The sequence below is a fragment of the Neorhizobium petrolearium genome, from assembly GCF_029854435.1.
GTDB classification, from domain to species: Bacteria; Pseudomonadota; Alphaproteobacteria; order Rhizobiales; family Rhizobiaceae; genus Neorhizobium; species Neorhizobium petrolearium.
The window spans coordinates 4,075,083-4,093,219 of the sequence record NZ_CP123000.1; the positions used below are offsets into that span (position 1 = coordinate 4,075,083).

11 protein-coding genes are annotated in these 18,137 nt (G+C 58.7%); 6 read left to right on the forward strand and 5 right to left on the reverse strand.

Translation table 11 applies throughout. The features are described from left to right. Positions 1-129: 129 nt before the first annotated feature. The 5 genes from QEO92_RS19885 to QEO92_RS19905 are packed head-to-tail and all read left to right on the forward strand — an operon-like array spanning position 130 to position 5,558. The gene (locus QEO92_RS19885) at positions 130-1,179 is read left to right on the forward strand and encodes a UDP-glucuronic acid decarboxylase family protein (protein ID WP_227704181.1); all 1,050 of its coding nucleotides are present in this window, start codon (positions 130-132) and stop codon (positions 1,177-1,179) included. Next, positions 1,179-2,165: a UDP-glucose 4-epimerase GalE gene (gene galE, locus QEO92_RS19890; protein ID WP_037153459.1), complete on the forward strand. Its 987-nt coding sequence runs from the start codon at positions 1,179-1,181 to the stop codon at positions 2,163-2,165. The genes QEO92_RS19885 and galE overlap by 1 nt, the downstream gene beginning before the upstream one ends. Next, on the forward strand, positions 2,162-4,072 hold the full coding sequence (locus tag QEO92_RS19895) for a glycosyltransferase family 2 protein (RefSeq protein WP_227704182.1): 1,911 nt from the start codon (positions 2,162-2,164) through the stop codon (positions 4,070-4,072). Before galE ends, QEO92_RS19895 begins: the two co-directional genes overlap by 4 nt. Further along, the gene (locus QEO92_RS19900) at positions 4,065-5,030 is read left to right on the forward strand and encodes a glycoside hydrolase family 26 protein (protein ID WP_227704183.1); all 966 of its coding nucleotides are present in this window, start codon (positions 4,065-4,067) and stop codon (positions 5,028-5,030) included. Before QEO92_RS19895 ends, QEO92_RS19900 begins: the two co-directional genes overlap by 8 nt. A gap of 18 nt (positions 5,031-5,048) precedes the next feature. Further along, positions 5,049-5,558, forward strand: a complete 510-nt coding sequence (locus QEO92_RS19905) for a DUF995 domain-containing protein (RefSeq protein ID WP_227704184.1) — start codon at positions 5,049-5,051, stop codon at positions 5,556-5,558. 408 nt (positions 5,559-5,966) lie between these two features. On the opposite strand, the gene QEO92_RS19910 is transcribed toward QEO92_RS19905, so the two are convergent. Then, positions 5,967-6,488: a TetR/AcrR family transcriptional regulator gene (locus tag QEO92_RS19910; protein ID WP_280107466.1), complete on the reverse strand. Its 522-nt coding sequence runs from the start codon at positions 6,486-6,488 to the stop codon at positions 5,967-5,969. Positions 6,489-6,688: 200 nt separating this feature from the next. On the opposite strand from QEO92_RS19910, the gene QEO92_RS19915 reads away from it, so the two are divergent. Further along, on the forward strand, positions 6,689-7,396 hold the full coding sequence (locus QEO92_RS19915) for an NIPSNAP family protein (RefSeq protein WP_037153479.1): 708 nt from the start codon (positions 6,689-6,691) through the stop codon (positions 7,394-7,396). Positions 7,397-7,565: 169 nt separating this feature from the next. Here QEO92_RS19915 and QEO92_RS19920 read toward each other — a convergent pair whose 3' ends face one another. The 4 genes from QEO92_RS19920 to QEO92_RS19935 all read right to left on the reverse strand — a co-directional run bounded on the left by QEO92_RS19920 (position 7,566) and on the right by QEO92_RS19935 (position 18,012). Next, complete coding sequence (locus tag QEO92_RS19920) at positions 7,566-9,335, reverse strand: ShlB/FhaC/HecB family hemolysin secretion/activation protein (protein ID WP_227704186.1); 1,770 nt, start codon at positions 9,333-9,335, stop codon at positions 7,566-7,568. Then, positions 9,322-14,835, reverse strand: a complete 5,514-nt coding sequence (locus QEO92_RS19925) for an MBG domain-containing protein (protein ID WP_227704187.1) — start codon at positions 14,833-14,835, stop codon at positions 9,322-9,324. The genes QEO92_RS19920 and QEO92_RS19925 overlap by 14 nt, the downstream gene beginning before the upstream one ends. A 275-nt stretch (positions 14,836-15,110) precedes the next feature. Beyond that, the gene (locus tag QEO92_RS19930) at positions 15,111-15,950 is read right to left on the reverse strand and encodes a MarR family transcriptional regulator (protein WP_227704188.1); all 840 of its coding nucleotides are present in this window, start codon (positions 15,948-15,950) and stop codon (positions 15,111-15,113) included. A gap of 1,207 nt (positions 15,951-17,157) precedes the next feature. Continuing rightward, complete coding sequence (locus QEO92_RS19935) at positions 17,158-18,012, reverse strand: helix-turn-helix domain-containing protein (RefSeq protein WP_227704189.1); 855 nt, start codon at positions 18,010-18,012, stop codon at positions 17,158-17,160. Positions 18,013-18,137: the final 125 nt, after the last annotated feature.

Sequence of the window (18,137 nt, forward strand, 5' to 3'; positions counted from 1 at the left end):
TAATGATTAATTCCGAACACAAGCCGGAATAATCAAACATTCACATTCCAGCGCGATGTAGTTTCTTGGCGCTCTCAATGTGAAACTACGCATATCCAAAACAAAATATGAAAACATGGGAGGATAGCTGTGAACTATCTTGGTAACATTCGTGCGCGTTCTGCACAGGCTTTGGTCTACGGCAGGAATTCTTCACCACACAGCCATCAATCGCGAAAGAGAGTTCTTGTCGCCGGAGGTGCAGGTTTCCTCGGATCACATCTATGCGAGGCGCTACTGGCAGCAGGGCATCAGGTAATCTGTCTCGATAATTTCTCCACAGGTTTGAGGCGCAATATAGCTCGTCTGAACCACCTCGATGCCTTCAGCGTCGTCGCCCACGACATCGTGCTGCCCACCGAGTTGGAAGTTGACGAGATCTACAATCTCGCGTGCCCGGCATCTCCCCCGCACTATCAATCCGACCCGGTCCACACCACGAAGACCTGCGTGATAGGGTCGCTCAACCTGCTGGAGCTGGCCGCGCGCACCGGTGCACGCATCCTTCAGGCTTCCACCTCGGAGGTCTACGGAGACCCCAATGTCCACCCGCAAGTCGAAAGTTACTGGGGCAACGTCAATCCTTTTGGCCCGCGCTCCTGTTATGATGAAGGTAAGCGTTGCGCAGAGACTTTGTTCTTCGACTTTCACAAAAAGCACGACGTCGAGATCAAGGTCGTCCGCATCTTCAACACATACGGTCCTCGAATGCGCCCGGACGACGGCCGCGTAGTTTCGAATTTCGTCGTCCAGGCACTGACGGGACAGGACATCACGATATACGGCGATGGTTCACAGACCCGTTCGTTCTGCTTTGTCGATGATCTGATCGATGGCCTCATTCGCATGATGGCGTCCTCGGCGTCGCTGACGGGGCCGATCAATCTCGGCAATCCCGGAGAATTCACGATTGGAGAACTGGCTGAACAGGTGATTGAACTGACCAGATCCCGGTCGAAAATCATCCATCGCCCGCTGCCCGCCGACGATCCTCGCCAGCGCCGCCCCGATATTTCGCTCGCCACGCAGGAACTCGGCTGGCGTCCGAATGTGGATTTGGCGAGCGGCCTCGTGCAGACGATCGGCCATTTCGATCGCCTTCTCACCCGCGCGACCCCCGAATTGGCGGAGGCGATCTGATGGGTGCGCCCCGGGTCCTTGTCACAGGCGGTGCCGGCTTTATCGGCAGTCACACTGCCAAGTTGCTTCGATTGGAAGGGATCGAGCCGATCGTCTACGACAATCTCACGACCGGGAACCGATCGTCTGTCCGCTGGGGGCCTTTCATCGAGGGCGACATCCTCGATTCCGACGGTCTGATCGAGGTCATCGAAAAATATGCCCCCGACGCCGTCATTCATTTCGCGGCATCGGCTTATGTCGGCGAGTCGGTGCAAAATCCCGCAAAATATTACAACAACAATGTCTGCGGTGCATTGTCGCTTGCCGATGCCTGCCGGCAGACCGGGCTTCAGAACATCATATTTTCATCGAGTTGCGCCGTCTATGGGATCCCTCCCACACTGCCGATTGATGAGGCGACACCAAAGGCTCCGATCAATCCCTACGGCAAGACCAAGCTGATCGGTGAGAATGTGCTCGCCGACTACGCGGTTGCTTTCGGCCTGCGTTACGTCGCGCTGCGCTACTTCAACGCCTGCGGAGCCGATCCGGAAGGCGAGCTTGGTGAATGGCATTTTCCAGAAACCCACCTCATTCCGCGGGCAATGCAGGCCGCAGCCGGCCAGATCCCGCACCTGGAGATCTTCGGTGACGACTACGACACGCCGGATGGTACCTGCATAAGGGATTATATTCACGTCGCCGATCTCGCACGCGCCCACGTCCTGGCTTTTGATCATCTCGTCAGAGGCGGGCCAAACCTTGCTCTCAACCTTGGCACCGGACGTGGTTTTTCCATCAAAGAAGTCTTGCTCATGATCGAGGAAACGACCGGGCGCGAGGTTCCGATCGTGATCCGTCCGCGCCGGCCCGGCGATCCGCCCAGCCTTTACGCGGACCCCGGCTTAGCGCGTGAGACGCTGGGCTTCCGGCCTCAACACTCCGACCTGAAGACCATCGTGCGAACGGCCGCTCCGTTCTTTGGATTGGAGGTGCGCTCGTGAACGAACCTTCAATCGTCAGAACGACGGATGCCTCGGAGCGATCCCAAGAGCCGCTGCTCGTGCCGGTTCTGACTGGGTATCGCCGAGCGGAATATCTTTCCGGAGCGGGCGTATGGGCCGTTGCTTTCATTTATTTTTGGGCCTGGTGGCTGGAGCCACGCCATCACATAGACGCGTTCGGCTCCATTATCGTGAGCCTCGTGCTGGCCTGGATCACCGTTCTGCCGGCCTATTTCATCATCGTCTTCTACCGGGCAGCAAAACCAAACGGCCCTTTGCGTCTACCGGCCGGCAGTCGCGTAGCCATGGTCGTGACCAAGGCACCGTCGGAGCCCTTCTCCGTCGTCAGGGAGACATTGCAGGCGATGCTTGCCCAGGATGTACCGCATGATACCTGGATTGCCGACGAGGACCCTTCCGCCGAAACCCTCGACTGGTGCAGCAGGCACGGCGTCTTCGTTTCGACCCGCAAAGGACGATCCGACTACCACAGGACCTCCTGGCCCAGGCGCACGCGTTGCAAGGAAGGCAATCTCGCCTTCTTCTACGACCAGTACGGGTACGACCGCTATGACTTCGTGGCACAGCTTGATGCGGATCATGTTCCTGAGCCCGGCTATCTTTTCCAGATGCTGCGCCCCTTCGCCGATCCGAAAGTCGGCTATGTCTCGGCGCCCAGCATCTGCGACAAGAACGCGTCCGAAAGCTGGTCGGCACGCGGAAGACTCCACGCCGAAGCCAGCATGCACGGCTCGCTGCAAGCCGGCTACAATGGGGGGCTGGCGCCGCTGTGCATAGGATCGCATTATGCGGTTCGCACGGCGGCGCTCAGGGGGATCGGCGGTCTCGGCCCGGAACTGGCGGAAGACCACTCGACGACACTGATGATGAATGCTGCCGGCTGGCGGGGCGTACACGCTCTCGACGCGATCGCCCATGGCGACGGACCCGGCACCTTCAGCGACCTTGTGACACAGGAATTCCAGTGGTCGCGGAGCCTCGTCATGCTGCTGTTGAGGTACTCACCCCGCCTTGTCGGCCGGTTGCCGCTCAGGCTCAAGTTCCAGTTCCTGTTCTCCCAGCTCTGGTACCCGCTTTTCGCATTCTTCATGCTGCTCATGTTTGCGATGCCGATCATCGCCCTGGCGCGCGGCGAAAACTTCGTGACCGTGACCTATCCGGATTTTCTGGCGCATTTCGCGCCGCTCTCGGTCATTCTCGTGCTGATGGCCTACCGCTGGCGGGCCAGCGGTTCGTTCCGGCCCTACGACGCGAAGATCCTGAGCTGGGAATGCATGCTCTTTCTTTTTGCGCGCTGGCCCTGGGCAGTCGCCGGTACCTTGGCTGCGATCTATGACTGGTTCACCGGATCGTTCGTCGATTTCCGGGTCACCCCGAAAGGTCGATCGGAAGTCGATCCGCTGCCGCTGCGCGTTCTGGGGCCTTACGTCTTCCTCGCAATCGCAGCTGTGCTGCCCGCCCTGTCCATCAATGGTGCCGGAACGCCCAAGGGGTTCTATCTCTTCACCATTTTGAACGCGGCAATCTACACGCTGCTGCTTGTGGTCATAGTCGTCCGGCATACGCGGGAAAACACGATCGCAGCAGCCCCCCGTTTCTACCGCCCGGCAATGGTGACGGCACTCCTGGCGCTTATCGCACTGCCGGGGGTCGCGACGACCATACACGGGAAAGACGGGGCCGAGGCGCTCGCCTGGGGAAGTGGGCGCCTGCAGATCTTCGAAGAGCGTTACGCAGTTGCCGGCGCCGGCAAGGGCGGAGCCGCATTACGCAGAACCATACTGAAGCCACGATGGATTTCCGTTCCGGCGGGAATCGAAATGAGAACAGAGGCCGCTCATCCGGATTGGTGGCGTCTAAGCCTGAAGGAGGTTGACAATGCATAGCCTGTCAAAAGTAGTAGCCTTGTCGCTAACCAGCCTGTTGCTGTCCGGAGCCGTGCTCACGGCAACCGCCCCGCGCGGGATTCCAAAAGCGCAGTCACCTGCGATGACCGCGCCATCAACGACGCCGTCGATCAAGAGGCCGATCGTAACTCCTGAATCGATAATTCTCGGCGCCTATGATCCGCATGGCGATTTCGCCGAAGCGACCAGTTCGAAGATCGAACATCTCTTTCTGCCATGGGAAGACGTCGACCTCTCCACGCTGGCCTTTGCCGATGACTATGCGCAAGCTCGCGGCCGCACCTTACTGATCTCCGTCGAACCCTGGTCGTGGTCGCCCGACTGGCGCCAGACGTCGCAAGAACTGCTGCACAGCATCTTAAACGGTTCGCGCGACGGCAACATGGCCGCCGTTTGCTCGGCCGCCGCTACACTGAAAAGTCCGGTCATCATAAGGTGGGGGCAGGAAATGGACGAGACGGACAATCAGTTCTCCTGGTCGCACTGGCGTGGTGCGGATTATGTGGAAGCTTTTCGCCGGGTGGTTCGTGTCTGCAAGACTCATCTGAAGACGGCCAAATACATGTGGTCGCCCAAGGGCAACGAAGGACTCGAAGCCTTTTATCCTGGCGACGATGTCGTTGATCTCGTCGGCCTCTCGGTATTTGGCCTGCAGCAGTACGACAGGGATAAAACCGGCCGTGACCAGACGTTTTCCGAGCGCCTCTCGCCCGGATATGCTCGTGTCGCGCGCTACGGCAAGCCGGTCATGGTTGCCGAACTCGGCTACGAGGGCGACGACTCGTATGTGCGAAACTGGGCCGAAAGCGTGACGAAGCGATATGCCGAGTTCCCTGCGCTGAGCGCCGTCATCTACTTCAACGATCGTGAAGTCTACCCGTGGCCAGACGGCTATGGCCGGCCTGACTGGCGGATTGTCCGCCAGTCCATCAATTGACCAAGAAGGAACCCAATCATGTCGACAGTTCAAAAAGTGCTTCTTGCAGTCGCATTAGCCGGCAGCATCGCCACGGCCGCGTCTGCGGCCGGAACTCGGGAACCCGCCGGAATCGAAACCTCGAAGCCTCTGAGCAATGCAGAAATCTACAAACTCTACGGCCAGAATTCTTGGATCTGGAAAGCTGGCGCAGGCTATTTTTCAGTAAAGGCCCGCACCTTCACTGCCTGGTCGCGGGAAAATGGGGCAGCGTCCTACGGCATAGGCCGCTGGTTCATCACCGCGCCGGGTAAACTCTGCTTCAACGCCGATTGGCACGCCAAAAACGGAACGGCAGCTGCAATCACCTGCTTCAGCCACCGCAAGAAGGGAGGCCTGATCTATCAGAAGCGTGAGCCCGATGGCCAGTGGTACGTTTTCAAAAATGCGCCGGCACAAACGACCGACGAATTCGCAAAGCTTCGGCATGGCGATTACGTAAGCTCGCGACTGCGGAGCATTGAGGCAATCGTCGGTCAAGGCAAGTGACGGCGAAGCGAGAGGTTGCTCGCAACCCTCGCCATTCCACCGATGTTACGAACTTTCATATCAAGCAGCCCCTCTCATGTGGCAAACGGAGGCTAGGATGATTACCAGTTGCAAAGGGAACCTCATCGAACTGAAACTGATTTCGAACTGCAGAAGAGAGGTCGAAATCGCAATGATGGAAATGCTCGATAATCTGGAGAGACGCGGATGGTCCGCAGCGGAATTGGCACTGACGCTTGCGGATGCCTCCGAGGACCATGTTATGCTGATGGCGAGGAAAGACCCTGCATCGCATTATGCAAAGCGTCTTTAGCTTGTGAAAGCCAGGCGGCGCGAGCAATAACATCGACCGGGAAACGGCCGCGTCGGTAGATTGAAGCGCGATACCAGGTCATTGGCCTACTGCCCTTAATACTCGCTAAGGCGGGGATAATGCGGGCTCATGAGGTTATCGATTTGGGTACCGCAGGATTCCAATGGTTCGACGCTCTGCGAAGCCTTGGCCATAGACATGGCACCCGAAAAGCTGGCCACAATCAAGGTGGCCATTCTTCCGGGGTCAAGGGATTGTGCGAGACCAAGCTCGACATCCTTGCCGATACGCTCGGCAATCGCTTCTCGCCATTTCTGAAACAGCCTGTCGAGTTCCTCTCGGGCTTCAACATCGAGCGTGGAAAGCTCAAGCGCAAGATTGTTCAAAGGGCAGCCGGTTATCACTTCGGCATCCCTTAGTTCCGATCGAACGACGCCGGACATGGCGCGCACCCCGTCAAGTGCGTCAGGCGCTGTGAGAAACGGTTCAATGCACGTGCGATAGACGGCGCGGCCAAGCTGGGTGCGAATGACTTCCAGGAGCAAGTCCCGTTTTGCAGGAAAATGGTGCGCCAGCGCGCCTCCGGATACGCCGGCGATTTGCCTGATGTCCTGCATGCCAGTGGAGGCATAGCCGCGCTGCGTGAAAGCGGCAAACGCATCTTCCGCAATCCGCTCTCTCATTCGAATGGGGTCGTTCCTGCGTTTGGTCATCGCGCCCAGCCAAAAATATCGACACCCTGATCTAGACGCTTGACAATTACAGGTCAATCGTCCTGTTATAAAAACAGGTCAATCAACCTGTTTTGGAGAACCGAATGCCGGAAGGTCCTGTCTTTGAATTACGCCGCTACCGCCTGAAGCGCGGCAGGCGCGATGACCTCATCGAATTGTTTGAACGCGAATTTATCGAAAGCCAGATTGCCACCGGCATGACCCTGCACGGCATGTATCGTGATTGCGACGATCCCGACGCTTTTGTCTGGGTCCGGTCATTCCCTGACATGCCCTCCCGGGCCAGGTCGCTTGCAGAGTTCTACGGCGGCCCCGTATGGAAGGCGTTCGGAGCGACCGCCAATGATACGATGATCAACTCCGACAACGTGCTTCTGCTCCACTCTGCCGGGCAACCGCCGTTCACCGCGGCGCGTTCGGCCGACGGCGGCAAGCCGCTTGTAACGGTGACGACCTATTCTTTGGCGCCTCGGCGCGAAGACGAATTTGTGACGTTTTTCGGCAACTATGTCGCCCCCCTTATGCAGCGAGCTGGTGCACGCAGCGATGCGTGCTTCGTAACCGAACGGAGCGAAAACACCTTCCCCAGATTGCCGGTTCGCGAGGGAGAAACGGTCTGTGTGCAGGTCGACGCTTTTGAATCGGCACATGCCTATGCGGTATTCAAGGCAGATCTGGCCGACAGCACTGAATGGGTCAGCGATGTCCAACCCCGCCTGGACCAGTTCGTCTGGCGGCAACCGGAGACGATGCAGCTCTTGCCCACACGCAGATCCGCTCATGTCTGGTAGTCCGCTTCTGGAGCGGTTGAAGCCGCAACATTCAGCTTATCTGCCGTTTCGCCAGAGCCCTCCTACGGTGGGGCCGGCATGTCGGTCTCGGAGCCTGAGTGACGCGGTTCGCCGGTATCGATTTTGAATTCAGCGTGAGATAACTGTTGTCGCGGCGCTGTGCCTCAAATCAGAAGCTCCCCACGAAGCGCAGGGTGATGCGATCTTCCCGCCCGCCGTCACTGTCGCTGCCATGTGCATATTCAAGCGAGAAGCTTGCGGCGCCGGGGCCTGCTATCTGCCCCAAGGCGGCCCGGAACCCCACTCCGAAAACCGCAGCCCGCACGATCTCCGACTCCAGTGCAGTGGGTTTGTGCAGAACCGCAGACCCGCCGGACGCAAAAACATAGGGTGTGAAGGCTCCCCCGAGAGCGGTCTTGTCGGCAAGGGGAGAGAAGGCCAAGGGAAAAGCCAATTCGGCTCGCGAAACAATGCCGCTGTCGCCCTCAAGCGTGCCGGAATCGTAAGCGGAAAGCCCGTCCGGCCCGCCAAGACCGAGCTGCTCGGAAGCCGCCAGCGCCTGCCCGAAGGACGTCTGCGCGCGACCGTCGATACTCAAAAGCAGCCGGCCATCCATCACCGATTGGCTGTAGCTCCATCGGACATCCATCTTCTGGAAATCAGGTTCTGCGCCGTAACGCGTCATGGGCAGGTCAAACGTCGCCTGGCGCGCGCCCAATGCATCCAGGCCGAAGGATGCGGTAACCGCGCCCCGTAAAGAGGCGCCCCAGGGCGTTTCCGCATCAAGCGACTGGCCAAGGCGCAAAACACGCAAGCGATCCTCGTTAAAAGGAGACTCGCTGGAACCGAGAACGATCGTCTGTCGTTCGTTTGCCACATCCAGTGCCAGACTGCTCGAAAGATTGAGATCGCGCGAGCGGAGCCAGTCATAATTCAACCGCAGCGATAAGCGCTCGTAATGGTCGCTGAGGCGATAGCCCATTTCGGAGTCCGGATTGGTTTTCGTATCCGTCGCCTCGACATTCAGCGACAGCCCGTCGAGCCCCAACGGAAGAATGAAGCCTGCTGACATCTGGCGGTTGCGCGGATCGGCGCCGAAGAGATCATCGTCCGGGTAGCCTCCAATGCGGAGGTATATCTGTTCGCCGAGGCCAAACACGCTGTTGAACTGCGTTCCGATGCCAAAGACATAGCGCCCGAGATCCTCCGACAGACTGTTGTCCAGCGAGAGATCGGTCGTCACCGGATCGTAGCGACCGCCTATGACCAGTAATGTCGAACCCGGCTTCGCTCCCGGCTTGAGTGTTGAGTTCAGCACGACGCCCGGCGTGTCGTCCGCCAGAAGGAGCCGCTTTTCCAGTTCCTGCCTTTTTACGCGCCGCGCACCGACAAGCGGAGCAAGAAGGTTTCGAATGCGCATGCGTGCATTGGAGGGGAGTGCCGAAACGTCGATTGCTTCGACGTAACCGTCTGTAACCACCATCCTCAAGCGTGCGCCATCCCGGATCGTCTGAGGGGGAAGGCTCACACGCACCAGCAAGTAACCAGCTCGTGCATATGCCGCCTCCAGGTCGCGCGCCGCGGCAAAGAGATCCGAACCGGAAACCTTCCGCCCCTTTAGCCTGGCCTCGACCTCTTTGCCGGCGGCGGCCAGTTCGGGAAAGCCGTTCTCAACGTCAATACCGTCCAACGTCACAAAAAGCCGCTCGGCACCCGCGGGCGTGTCGAGGCCGGTTGTGGCGGGCAGGGAAATGCCGCCTGGCTGCCGCGTCTGCGGCGGCGCGTAGGAGGGCTGTGTGATCTGGCTCGCAGTCTGCCCGAAAGCTGGACTGCAGGCCAAGGCCATTGAGAGCACCGCCGCAGCGGAAACGTAAACGATTGGAAACGCCAGAGCCGCCCGGACGGAGAGCCTTTCTGCCCGGCTCTCAGAGCAGATCATTCAGTTCTTCCTCCAGAGTGCTGTTACCGCTGTCTCCGTTTCTGTCACCGCTGATGCCGGATGATTGCACACTCGGCTTGCTCGTCGGCTTCTCCGACTCGTCATAATCCGTGCCGTCCATTATGCCGGAAAGAGCCTGCTGCTGCCGGATGAACTGCTCGACGATTCCCGCAGGACTTTGAATGGTCGGCCCGCTTGTAACCGGGGGGAGTGTGGCAGACCCCTGTTCGACCACGGTCAAGGTTCCCGGCCGGAAAGTCATGGCGTAATTGGCAGAGCCGCTGAGACTGCCTTGCGAGATATCGTAGCGTCCTGCGGCCGATCCGATACCGGCTGCCGTTGCAAGGCTGCCGGTCAGAACGTCGCCGTTGGCCAGGCCAGGCCCGCCAATGGAGTAGGTGAGCGCCGGATTGGCGCTACCGCCCCTTCTGACGATATCATTGGCCGTGACCGTGATATCTCGCGGCAGTACCGTCAGCACATTGCCCTGATAGCTGATCGCATAATTGTCGCTGTCCAGCGTGCCTTGCGTAATAAGGTAGCTGCCGGCGTCGGACTGTGCCGTCGCCTCCGTCGCGAGCATGCCGCCGAGGCTGTCGCCGTTCACCAGCCCTTGGCCACCGATGCTATAGGCGAGTGCCGGATTCTCGTTGCCATAGATCCGGCTCGCTCCGCTTGCGGTCACCGTGATGGCCCGGGGTGTCACTGTCAGGGTGCCACCCCGATAGGTGACGTTGTAATTGGAGGAAGCGGCGAGGCTGCCCTGGCCGATCGCGTAGAAGCCAACACCCGAGGTGGCGGTGGCCGTCGTCGAAAGCGCACCGGAAAGCATGTCGCCGTTGACGAGCCCTTCGCCGCCAACCGTGTAATCGAGGACGGGATTGTTGTCGCCATAGGTGCGGCTCGTGTTGCCGGCGATGACGGTGATGGCGCGTGGGATGATCGTTAACGTCCCTCCCTGATAAGTGACGTCGTAGTTGGAGGAAGCGGTGAGACTGCCTTTGCCGATCGTGTAGGAACCAACACCCGAGGCGGTACTGGCCGCCGTCGACAGAGCGCCGGAAAGCATGTCGCCATTGACGAGACTTTTGCCGCCGACCAGATAGCCAAGAGCCGGATTGGCATTGCCATAGGTTCTGCTCGTGTCGCCAGCAGTGACAGTGATGGCACGCGGCGTGATCGCCAGCGTCCCGGGCGTGAAGCTGATATCGTAATTGCCGTTGTCGAGCGTGCCCTTGGAAATCGTGTAGCGGCCAACTCCCGACGCCCCCGTCGCCGTGGTTGAAAGAGCACCGGAGAGCATGTCTCCGTCTAGCAGCCCGCCGGCGGTATAGGTGAGTGCTGGATTCGCGTCGCCGTAGTCGCGCGTCAGATCGTCGGCCGTGACCGTGATCGACCGCGGCACGATGGCGAGTGTTCCACCCACATACGTAAGCGTGTAGTTTGACGAAGCCGCCAGGCTTCCCTGCTCGATGGCGTAGGAGCCGACATTGGACCTTGCCGTAGCGTCGGTTGAGAGTGTCCCGCCGAGACTGTCGCCATTCACCAGTCCCTGACCGCCCACCGAATAGCTGAAAATGGGGTTGTCGTTGCCATAGATGCGGCTCGCGGCATGCGCCGAGACGGTGATAGCCCGCGGCGTCACCGTTAGCGTTCCGTCCTGAAAAGTGACGTCGTAATTCGACGAGGCCGCAAGGCTGCCTTGTCCGATCGCATAGGAGCCGACACCGGAGGAAGTGGTAGCCGCGGTCGAGAGAGCCCCCGAAAGCGTTTCGCCTTCGACGAGACCTGCGCCGCCCACCGTGTAGCCGAGTGCCGGATTGACATCGCCATAGGTCCGGCTCGTATCCCCGGCGATGACGGTGATGGCGCGTGGTGTGATCGTCAGCGTGCCGGAGGCATAGCTGATGTCGCTGCCCTGTTGGCTGGAATAAAGGCCGGAAACGGTCAGCTCGTGGCTGCCGACATTCCTGCCGGATCCGGCATATGAGGGGGTGCCGAGAAGCTCTGCGCCATCAACCGAAATGCTGTAGCCGGATTCGCCGCCCTGGTCCGTGCCGTCATAGACCTTGCTGGCATCATTGGCCTTGACGGTGACCGGCGTCAGGAAGCTGCGCAGCAGGGGCGAGGTGTATCCGTCGTAGATTCGCCAAACGGAACCGGTGCCCCCTGCGTCGTCTATATCCCAGCCGGCCATTTCAAAGCTCGCCAGCTGCATCATTTGCGCGTCATCAAGACCCGTCGCTCCGGCGATGGTGCCCTTGCCAAATCCATTGGCGAGGCCTGAGGACGTGGTGTTCCAGAAACTGCCAACCACGGTTCCGAGATTGTTTCCGACAAGCCCTCCGAGATCGAGCTGCCCGCTCACGGCGCCTGTCGAATAGGAGCCACTGACCGTAGCGTCCTGGTTCAGTCCGACCAGCCCACCGATCAGGCTGAATCCCGTAACATCGCCGGTTGCGTAGGAACTGCTGACAGCGCCGCCGGTACCGTTGACCCCGATGAGTCCGCCTGTACCATATCCGCCGTTCACATTGCCCGCTGCATAGGCATTGGAAATTGTCGCCTCACCGCCGCTCGTCGATGCAATATTCAGGCCGACAAGCCCCCCGGTCCCGTATCCCATCTGCCCACCGTCCGCACCGCCGGTATTGGTATCCACGTCCCCGGTCGCAAATACGTTGCTGATGGCACCGCCGTTCTCACCGATCAATCCGCCGACAAACTGGTAGATCACACCTTGAAACCCGGTCACCGTGCCGGTGACGTCGCCGGTGGCATAGGCATCGGTGACCACTCCGCTGTTGAAACCAACCAGGCCGCCGACCTTCTGTATGCCTCGCAGGTCGGTAGTTTGCGGGTAGGAACCGTGAACGTTATCCCCGAAGATGGGCATGAAAAGATCAGGAATGGGATCATTGACGATCTCGCCGCCAAGATCCTGGGTCGCTTGAACGTTTCCCGTCGCGTAGACATCGTGGACCTGGCCGGAATTGGAGCCGATCAGTCCTCCGGCGGCCGCAACCCCTGTGCCGCCGCCCACTCCGACACCGCCGGTCGCATATGCGCTGGAGATCGCCCCCTTGTTGTCGCCAACCAGTCCGCCGACATTGTTTGCTCCGTTGGTCGCGCCTGTGGCATAGGAATCGGTGATTGTCCCGTTGTTTGTGCCGGCAAGTCCGCCAACGGAGATAACACCGCTGACGCTCGATCCTGCATAAGACGAGGTTATCGTCCCGTTGTTTTCGCCGACAAGTCCGCCGATCGACGTTCTTCCGGAAATAGTGATTTCGGCATGACTCTTTTCAATCGTGCCGTCATTGCGTCCAACCAGACCGCCATTGCCATATCCGGTCTGGGTGCTGGAGAGCATTGCTTCAGTGTATGACCCATAAATCGTACCGGTGTTGAGGCCGACAAGCCCTCCCGAATACAGGCTACCACCCGCGAACACGCCGCTGGAGGAAGCGTTCTTGACGATGCCGCTGTTGACGCCCACGAGAGAGCCGACATATTTCGCACCGCTGGCGACGCCCAGATGGAGATTCACGTCGCGAATGGTGCCGGATGAAACGCCGAAGAGACCGGCGGCCTCCCGGTCGGGCTTCATCAAAAAGAGCCATTCGATGCTATTGCCCATTCCGGTAAACGTGCCTGTAAACGGGTCGGCATAATCGCCGATTGGGACCATGCCGGTCTCGTCATTCCACGCCATGGCGGGTTCGAGATCGAGCGTGCCGGCCAAGGCATAGTTGCCGCCAAGGTTGCCATTCATCGCCTGCAGCCGTTCGGCGCTGCGGATGATCGTATACGCCTCCCCGTTGATCGTCAGACCGGCATTGGCGCCTGAAAGAGTGACCGGCCGGTGGACGAAATAGTCGCTGCCGGTCGACGCGCTGCCGCTCGTGGCGAAGTCGCCATAGTTCAGCACCAGGCCGGCATTGGCGCCGGTGGCGACGATGGGGGAATCGATATGAATGTCGCCATAGGCAGAAAGAGTGAGAATCGAGTCGCTCGACCAGAAAAGATCGCCGGCAACCGCCACGGTAATGTCGCCTGCCTGGCTGCCGGGCGACCCAGAGCCACCAGTTGCAATCGTGACATTTGCGGTTGCCAGCGCGTTCTGGAGCGTAAGGACGTCTATGACACTGTCGTTCCCCGTGGGGGTCATGCCGTTGGAATTGCTGGACGGCCTAAGGGCAATGGTGACGTTGTAGGGATCGAGAAGCAAATTACCGAAGCGGCCGTTTTCAGCGGTCAGGTCCACCGCGCCGGCAAAGTCGAGCTTCGCCTTGCCCGAGACCTCCACTTCTCCGCCCGATCCGGGACCGGTGCCCCTTGCCGTAATCAACCCGTCAAAAACAGTCATCTCGTCGGACCAGATGACGACGTCTCCGCCTGTACCGCCTTCGGTCGCATCCGCACGGATTATGCTTTTCCGATCCGCCGCAGTGGTTTCAGCTCGCTGCAACAGTCCCTTGCCCTGACGATTGCCACCGACTTCCACCGTGCCGCCTCCCGCCGCGCCGGATGCATCGACTACGGCACCATTCAGCTTCACGGATTTGCCGGTGATCTTCACCTTTCCGCCCTTGCCGCCGCCTTTGGCGGTCGCATTCAGACGGCCGGATACGGAGACGCTCCCCCCTGCTCCACCGCCGATGACGATCTCGCCCTGCCTGCCGCTGATCGTTCTGGCCTCGACCGTTCCGGGAAGGTTGATGGCGTTTCTCGCCGCCTCTCGCGCAGTAGCCGCCGAAATGACGACACGGCCTCCATCGGCGGAGATCCGGCCCCCGTTCTTGACAAGCGCATCCGCACCGCCTGCTTTGGTTGGCACTGCGACCTGCAGAAAGCCGTCGCCGGACAGGTCGAGCGTGGCCTCTTCGCCCGATCCCAGTCCCACCTTGCCCATCGGCACGCTGATCAGCCCGTCATTGCTGACCCGCCCACCTATCAAGGCTGCATATCCGCCCCGGCCGATGGTGATCACGCCGCTGTTCTCGACTGCCGCGGAAGCCCCCTTGCCGGCAAATGTCCTCTTTCCCTTCAGGAACTCCTCGTCGCTGGTATCCAGCGTCGAAGCCACGAAGCCTCCGCCGACCTTGACATTGCCGGTCTTGGTGATCGCGATCCCGTTGGGATTGATCAGATAGACATGGCCGTTGCCGGTGAGCGATCCGGCAATCGTCGATGTGGTCGATCCGGTGACGCGGTTGAGGATTGCGGAGGAGCTTCCGGGCTGAACGAAGTTGACGGCATGACCCTGGCCGACCGAAAAGCTGTTCCAGTTGACGATGGCATTCTGCGAGCCTTGCGTGATCGTCATCGACTTTCCTGCGGAGCCGACCGATACCTGCCCCGCCGCAACACTTGCCCCGGCGGGAAGCGGATCGGCCAGGGCCGGCCGCGCGAGGCCGGCGCCTGCGGCAAGCGCAAGCGCCAATCCGGTCGTCGACAACAGTTGCGCCTTCAAGCCTGCAAAGCCGAATGGAATCATGATCCCTGCCCCGGTGGCCGCCAGCCCATGAACAGTCCACGGAAAAATTCCCCGTGTTGCCTTTGGTGCAAGTGTACAGGGTTCCTCGCCGCAAAAGCGTTCACACCCTTCTACTCTTGCCCGTCGGTCAGTCCGCGGACGACATCAAGTTGAGTTCTTTTTAGCCCCGCGTCTTATAGGAGACAGGCACGCTGGGTGGCAGTCCAAACTTTGCATCGATCCATGACGCGATGCGGCAATGTTAATGACAAGCGATGTCGCGGGTTTGATCTGCCTCAGGGGTGTGCAGAAATTGTCTCGGTCCCGGCCAAATCACGCATTTCTTCCGCAAGCAGCCGATAGTGGGCCATCTGCCCGACAGACCATGTTTCGAACTCGTCGACGAGCGCCGGACTGATTTCGGAAAGTTGGCCGCTGCTGACGGCAAACACACCGTTTTCTCTTGCTTCCGAAAAAAGATTACGGACGTGCTGGCGCGACACCCCGAAACGCCCGGCAAGGTTCTCCGGCGCCAAGCCGCCCTGCCATGGCTCGTCTTCGTGTATTTTGCTGTAATAAGATCCGATCACTGCCGTGAGTATGAGGTAGCCGGCATCGCGCGTGCTGAACTGCACGACATTAGGGAAAGGCCGGAAGACGATATCGAGCTTCTTGAATTCCTCTATGGATCGGGCGATCCATAGAGCAAGGAGATCTGAGTTTCCCACAAGAAGATCGGCGAGCGACCGATCGGCTGGTCTCATGCCTTCCGATATTTTCAGGAAAGACAGCGGTGAGCGCGCCACTTCGAGCAGAAGCTTCGGCGACGGGATGAGATAAATCGAACGACGGTCCGTCGCCTGCCGTTGGGCGGTGACGTGGTTGCTGTCCCGCAAAGCCGCAATCAGGTCGGCGACATGCCGGGGGCTGGCGGAAACGGTTTCCTGTAACGCCTTCAAGGTTGGTGGCTTTCCCTCGCCCCGTTTCCAGCTCATATAATTGCTGATCAGATTAAAGCAGGTCATATAGCGGAACTGCTGAGCGAAGATCTTATTCGAAGACTTTCGTGGTGACGGCTCCTGGTTCATCGTCGCGCAATATTGCAGAATATGTCGCCCCAGATGCTCATGCTGCAAGAATTCCGTCCCAAGCCGCCAGACATGCCGCTGCTCGTATTGCCGGACGGTGTGATAAGGCTCTTTGCGTGCCAGGGGGGCGGGCGATGAATTTGTCGTCAAGTGCTTCTGCAGACAGTGATTCTGATCAGGAATTGATATTCATCATCTCATTCATAAGAGATTTTCTCAATGGATGCGGCATCGAATGGAAGCCCTGCCTATGGACGGGCGGTCTTGAGACTAGCTTCCTGCAAAAGTTGGATCGTTGCCACCGTCCCCCATTCCCTCGGATTTGCATATTGGAGCAGCCGGCAGGCGCAGTCCGGACAAAGCTCATATTTGTCGTGGGCAAGTTGGGCCCCTGAGGCCGACGTGACGCTGATAGTGGTCCATCGGAATTCGTCGATCTTGCGAAGTCGCCTCTTTTCGCCACACCCGTCACAGCGCCAAAACAATTGCTTCTCCAAATTCCAGGACGAACGAAGCTAATTAAGGCGGAGCTAATGCAGCAAAAAAGCAATTCAAGAGGCGTCAGAATCGCCTGGATAACGTCAACAAAAGATCAGAGCCTCTTTCGGAGAGGCATCATTTCTCAGCATCGGTATGCGATGGAGGAGATTTCCATTGGCCAGATCATCGAGATAACCCGACCTCGGACCTGGGCCATTTACGGGGATCCGCCATATTGACGAGACGATTTTGACAGTCCGGACAAAGCTCGAAGGTCTCGCTCAGGCGTGGGGGACCTCGCCTGGACGAAATCTCCACGTGCAACATTCTCCACTGATCGATCTTTCTTAATTCGAACTCAACATCACATCCAGCGCATATCCATGTTAATTTTGCCATACCCCTCCTCCTTCTTTGTTTTTTTTTGGGTATTTTTTACGAAAGCAGGCATCACGCGATGCATATTTCCATTGGCATTCGCGACTTCGACCGGAGAGTGAATACGCTCCCGCAACTGGCAAGAATAACTTTACCAGAGAAATCCAGAGGCTGGCAAATCATATTGTATGTTAATATTAATACCTAAGAATATTTTGATATATACATTGATAGCAAACATCCACAAAGCATAAACCGCTATCACCGAGTATTTCGAATCGTGGGTGAAGTGCTGTTTTGGTGGGCTGGTTCAATAATGAAAAGTCGCCGCTGTCCCTGCCGCATCGGCCAATGCGTGCTCAGCTATACTTGCATGATCCGCCGCCTGCGATCCGGTTCAGCGCAGCTGACTTGGCGTCTTGCCCCTATATGTCTTCATCATGTTGGTAAGATGGCTTTGGCTGGAGAATCCACTCAGGAACGCCACTTCGGAGATGGGAAAAGCAGTTTGCGTAAGAAGGCCCTCAGCAAATTCCAAGCGTCGTTCAATAAGATAGCGATGTGGAGTGGTCCCGAACGTTTTCACGAAAGCGTGAGCGAAATGCCCCGGAGAAAGCCCGCAGATGTTGGCAAGCTCGGCAATCGTCAATTTTCGTCTGAAATGCACATCCAGATACTCCCGCACCCGACTGGCCGCGATGGTGGAAAGCCCCGCTCTCACCGGACGTTGTAGCTTTGCGATGCAATAGTTGCGAAGAATATGAACGCCGAAGGCGGTGATCAGGGAGTCGAGATAGAGCTCGTTGGCGTAATCGGGATGCTTGAGTTCCGCTTTCATCAATTTCGCGAAATGCAGAGCAGTATGATCAACGGCCTGGTTCGCCAGCCTGATCTCGAAGTCCACGCGATCCAGCGCATGTCCCGCGAGATCGAGCATGCTTTCTTGCGAAATCGCTACGACAATGTTTTCCCGCCGCGAATTCCAGCTCGTCCTGCTAACCACCCCGGCGGGGATCACGACGGTCTGGCCCGCCGTCGCGTCAAAATTCTGCACCCGATCAGCCCCGAACGTCACGCTGATACCCGCGCAGGGAGCCAGCATGACGACGAAAACGTGACCTTCGGATACGAATTCCTGCGATCCTGGAGACCGCACAGAGTGCATCGCACCGCCTCGAAAAGTCATTTTCCGTGGCCCCGCGTCCTCGGGCAAAGATCCGAACAGGCGCGCGTCTGCAATTTTTTTCAGCATTTAATTCGATAACCCGCCACCCCGCGAACGCGCATCCCACCACACAGGGCGTCAGTAGAAAAGGATGCAGTTCGTCGACGATTACAATTTAGACGACATGGTTTCTTGTACTCATAGTTGTGTAT

Coding starts and splice junctions, on each gene's coding strand:
- QEO92_RS19935 (WP_227704189.1), bottom strand. CDS start 18,012: ATGCTGAAAAAAATTGCAGACGCGCGCCTGTTCGGATCTTTGCCCGAG.
- QEO92_RS19920 (WP_227704186.1), bottom strand. CDS start 9,335: ATGATCTGCTCTGAGAGCCGGGCAGAAAGGCTCTCCGTCCGGGCGGCT.
- QEO92_RS19900 (WP_227704183.1), top strand. CDS start 4,065: ATGCATAGCCTGTCAAAAGTAGTAGCCTTGTCGCTAACCAGCCTGTTG.
- QEO92_RS19915 (WP_037153479.1), top strand. CDS start 6,689: ATGCCGGAAGGTCCTGTCTTTGAATTACGCCGCTACCGCCTGAAGCGC.
- galE (WP_037153459.1), top strand. CDS start 1,179: ATGGGTGCGCCCCGGGTCCTTGTCACAGGCGGTGCCGGCTTTATCGGC.
- QEO92_RS19910 (WP_280107466.1), bottom strand. CDS start 6,488: ATGCAGGACATCAGGCAAATCGCCGGCGTATCCGGAGGCGCGCTGGCG.
- QEO92_RS19925 (WP_227704187.1), bottom strand. CDS start 14,835: ATGATTCCATTCGGCTTTGCAGGCTTGAAGGCGCAACTGTTGTCGACG.
- QEO92_RS19905 (WP_227704184.1), top strand. CDS start 5,049: ATGTCGACAGTTCAAAAAGTGCTTCTTGCAGTCGCATTAGCCGGCAGC.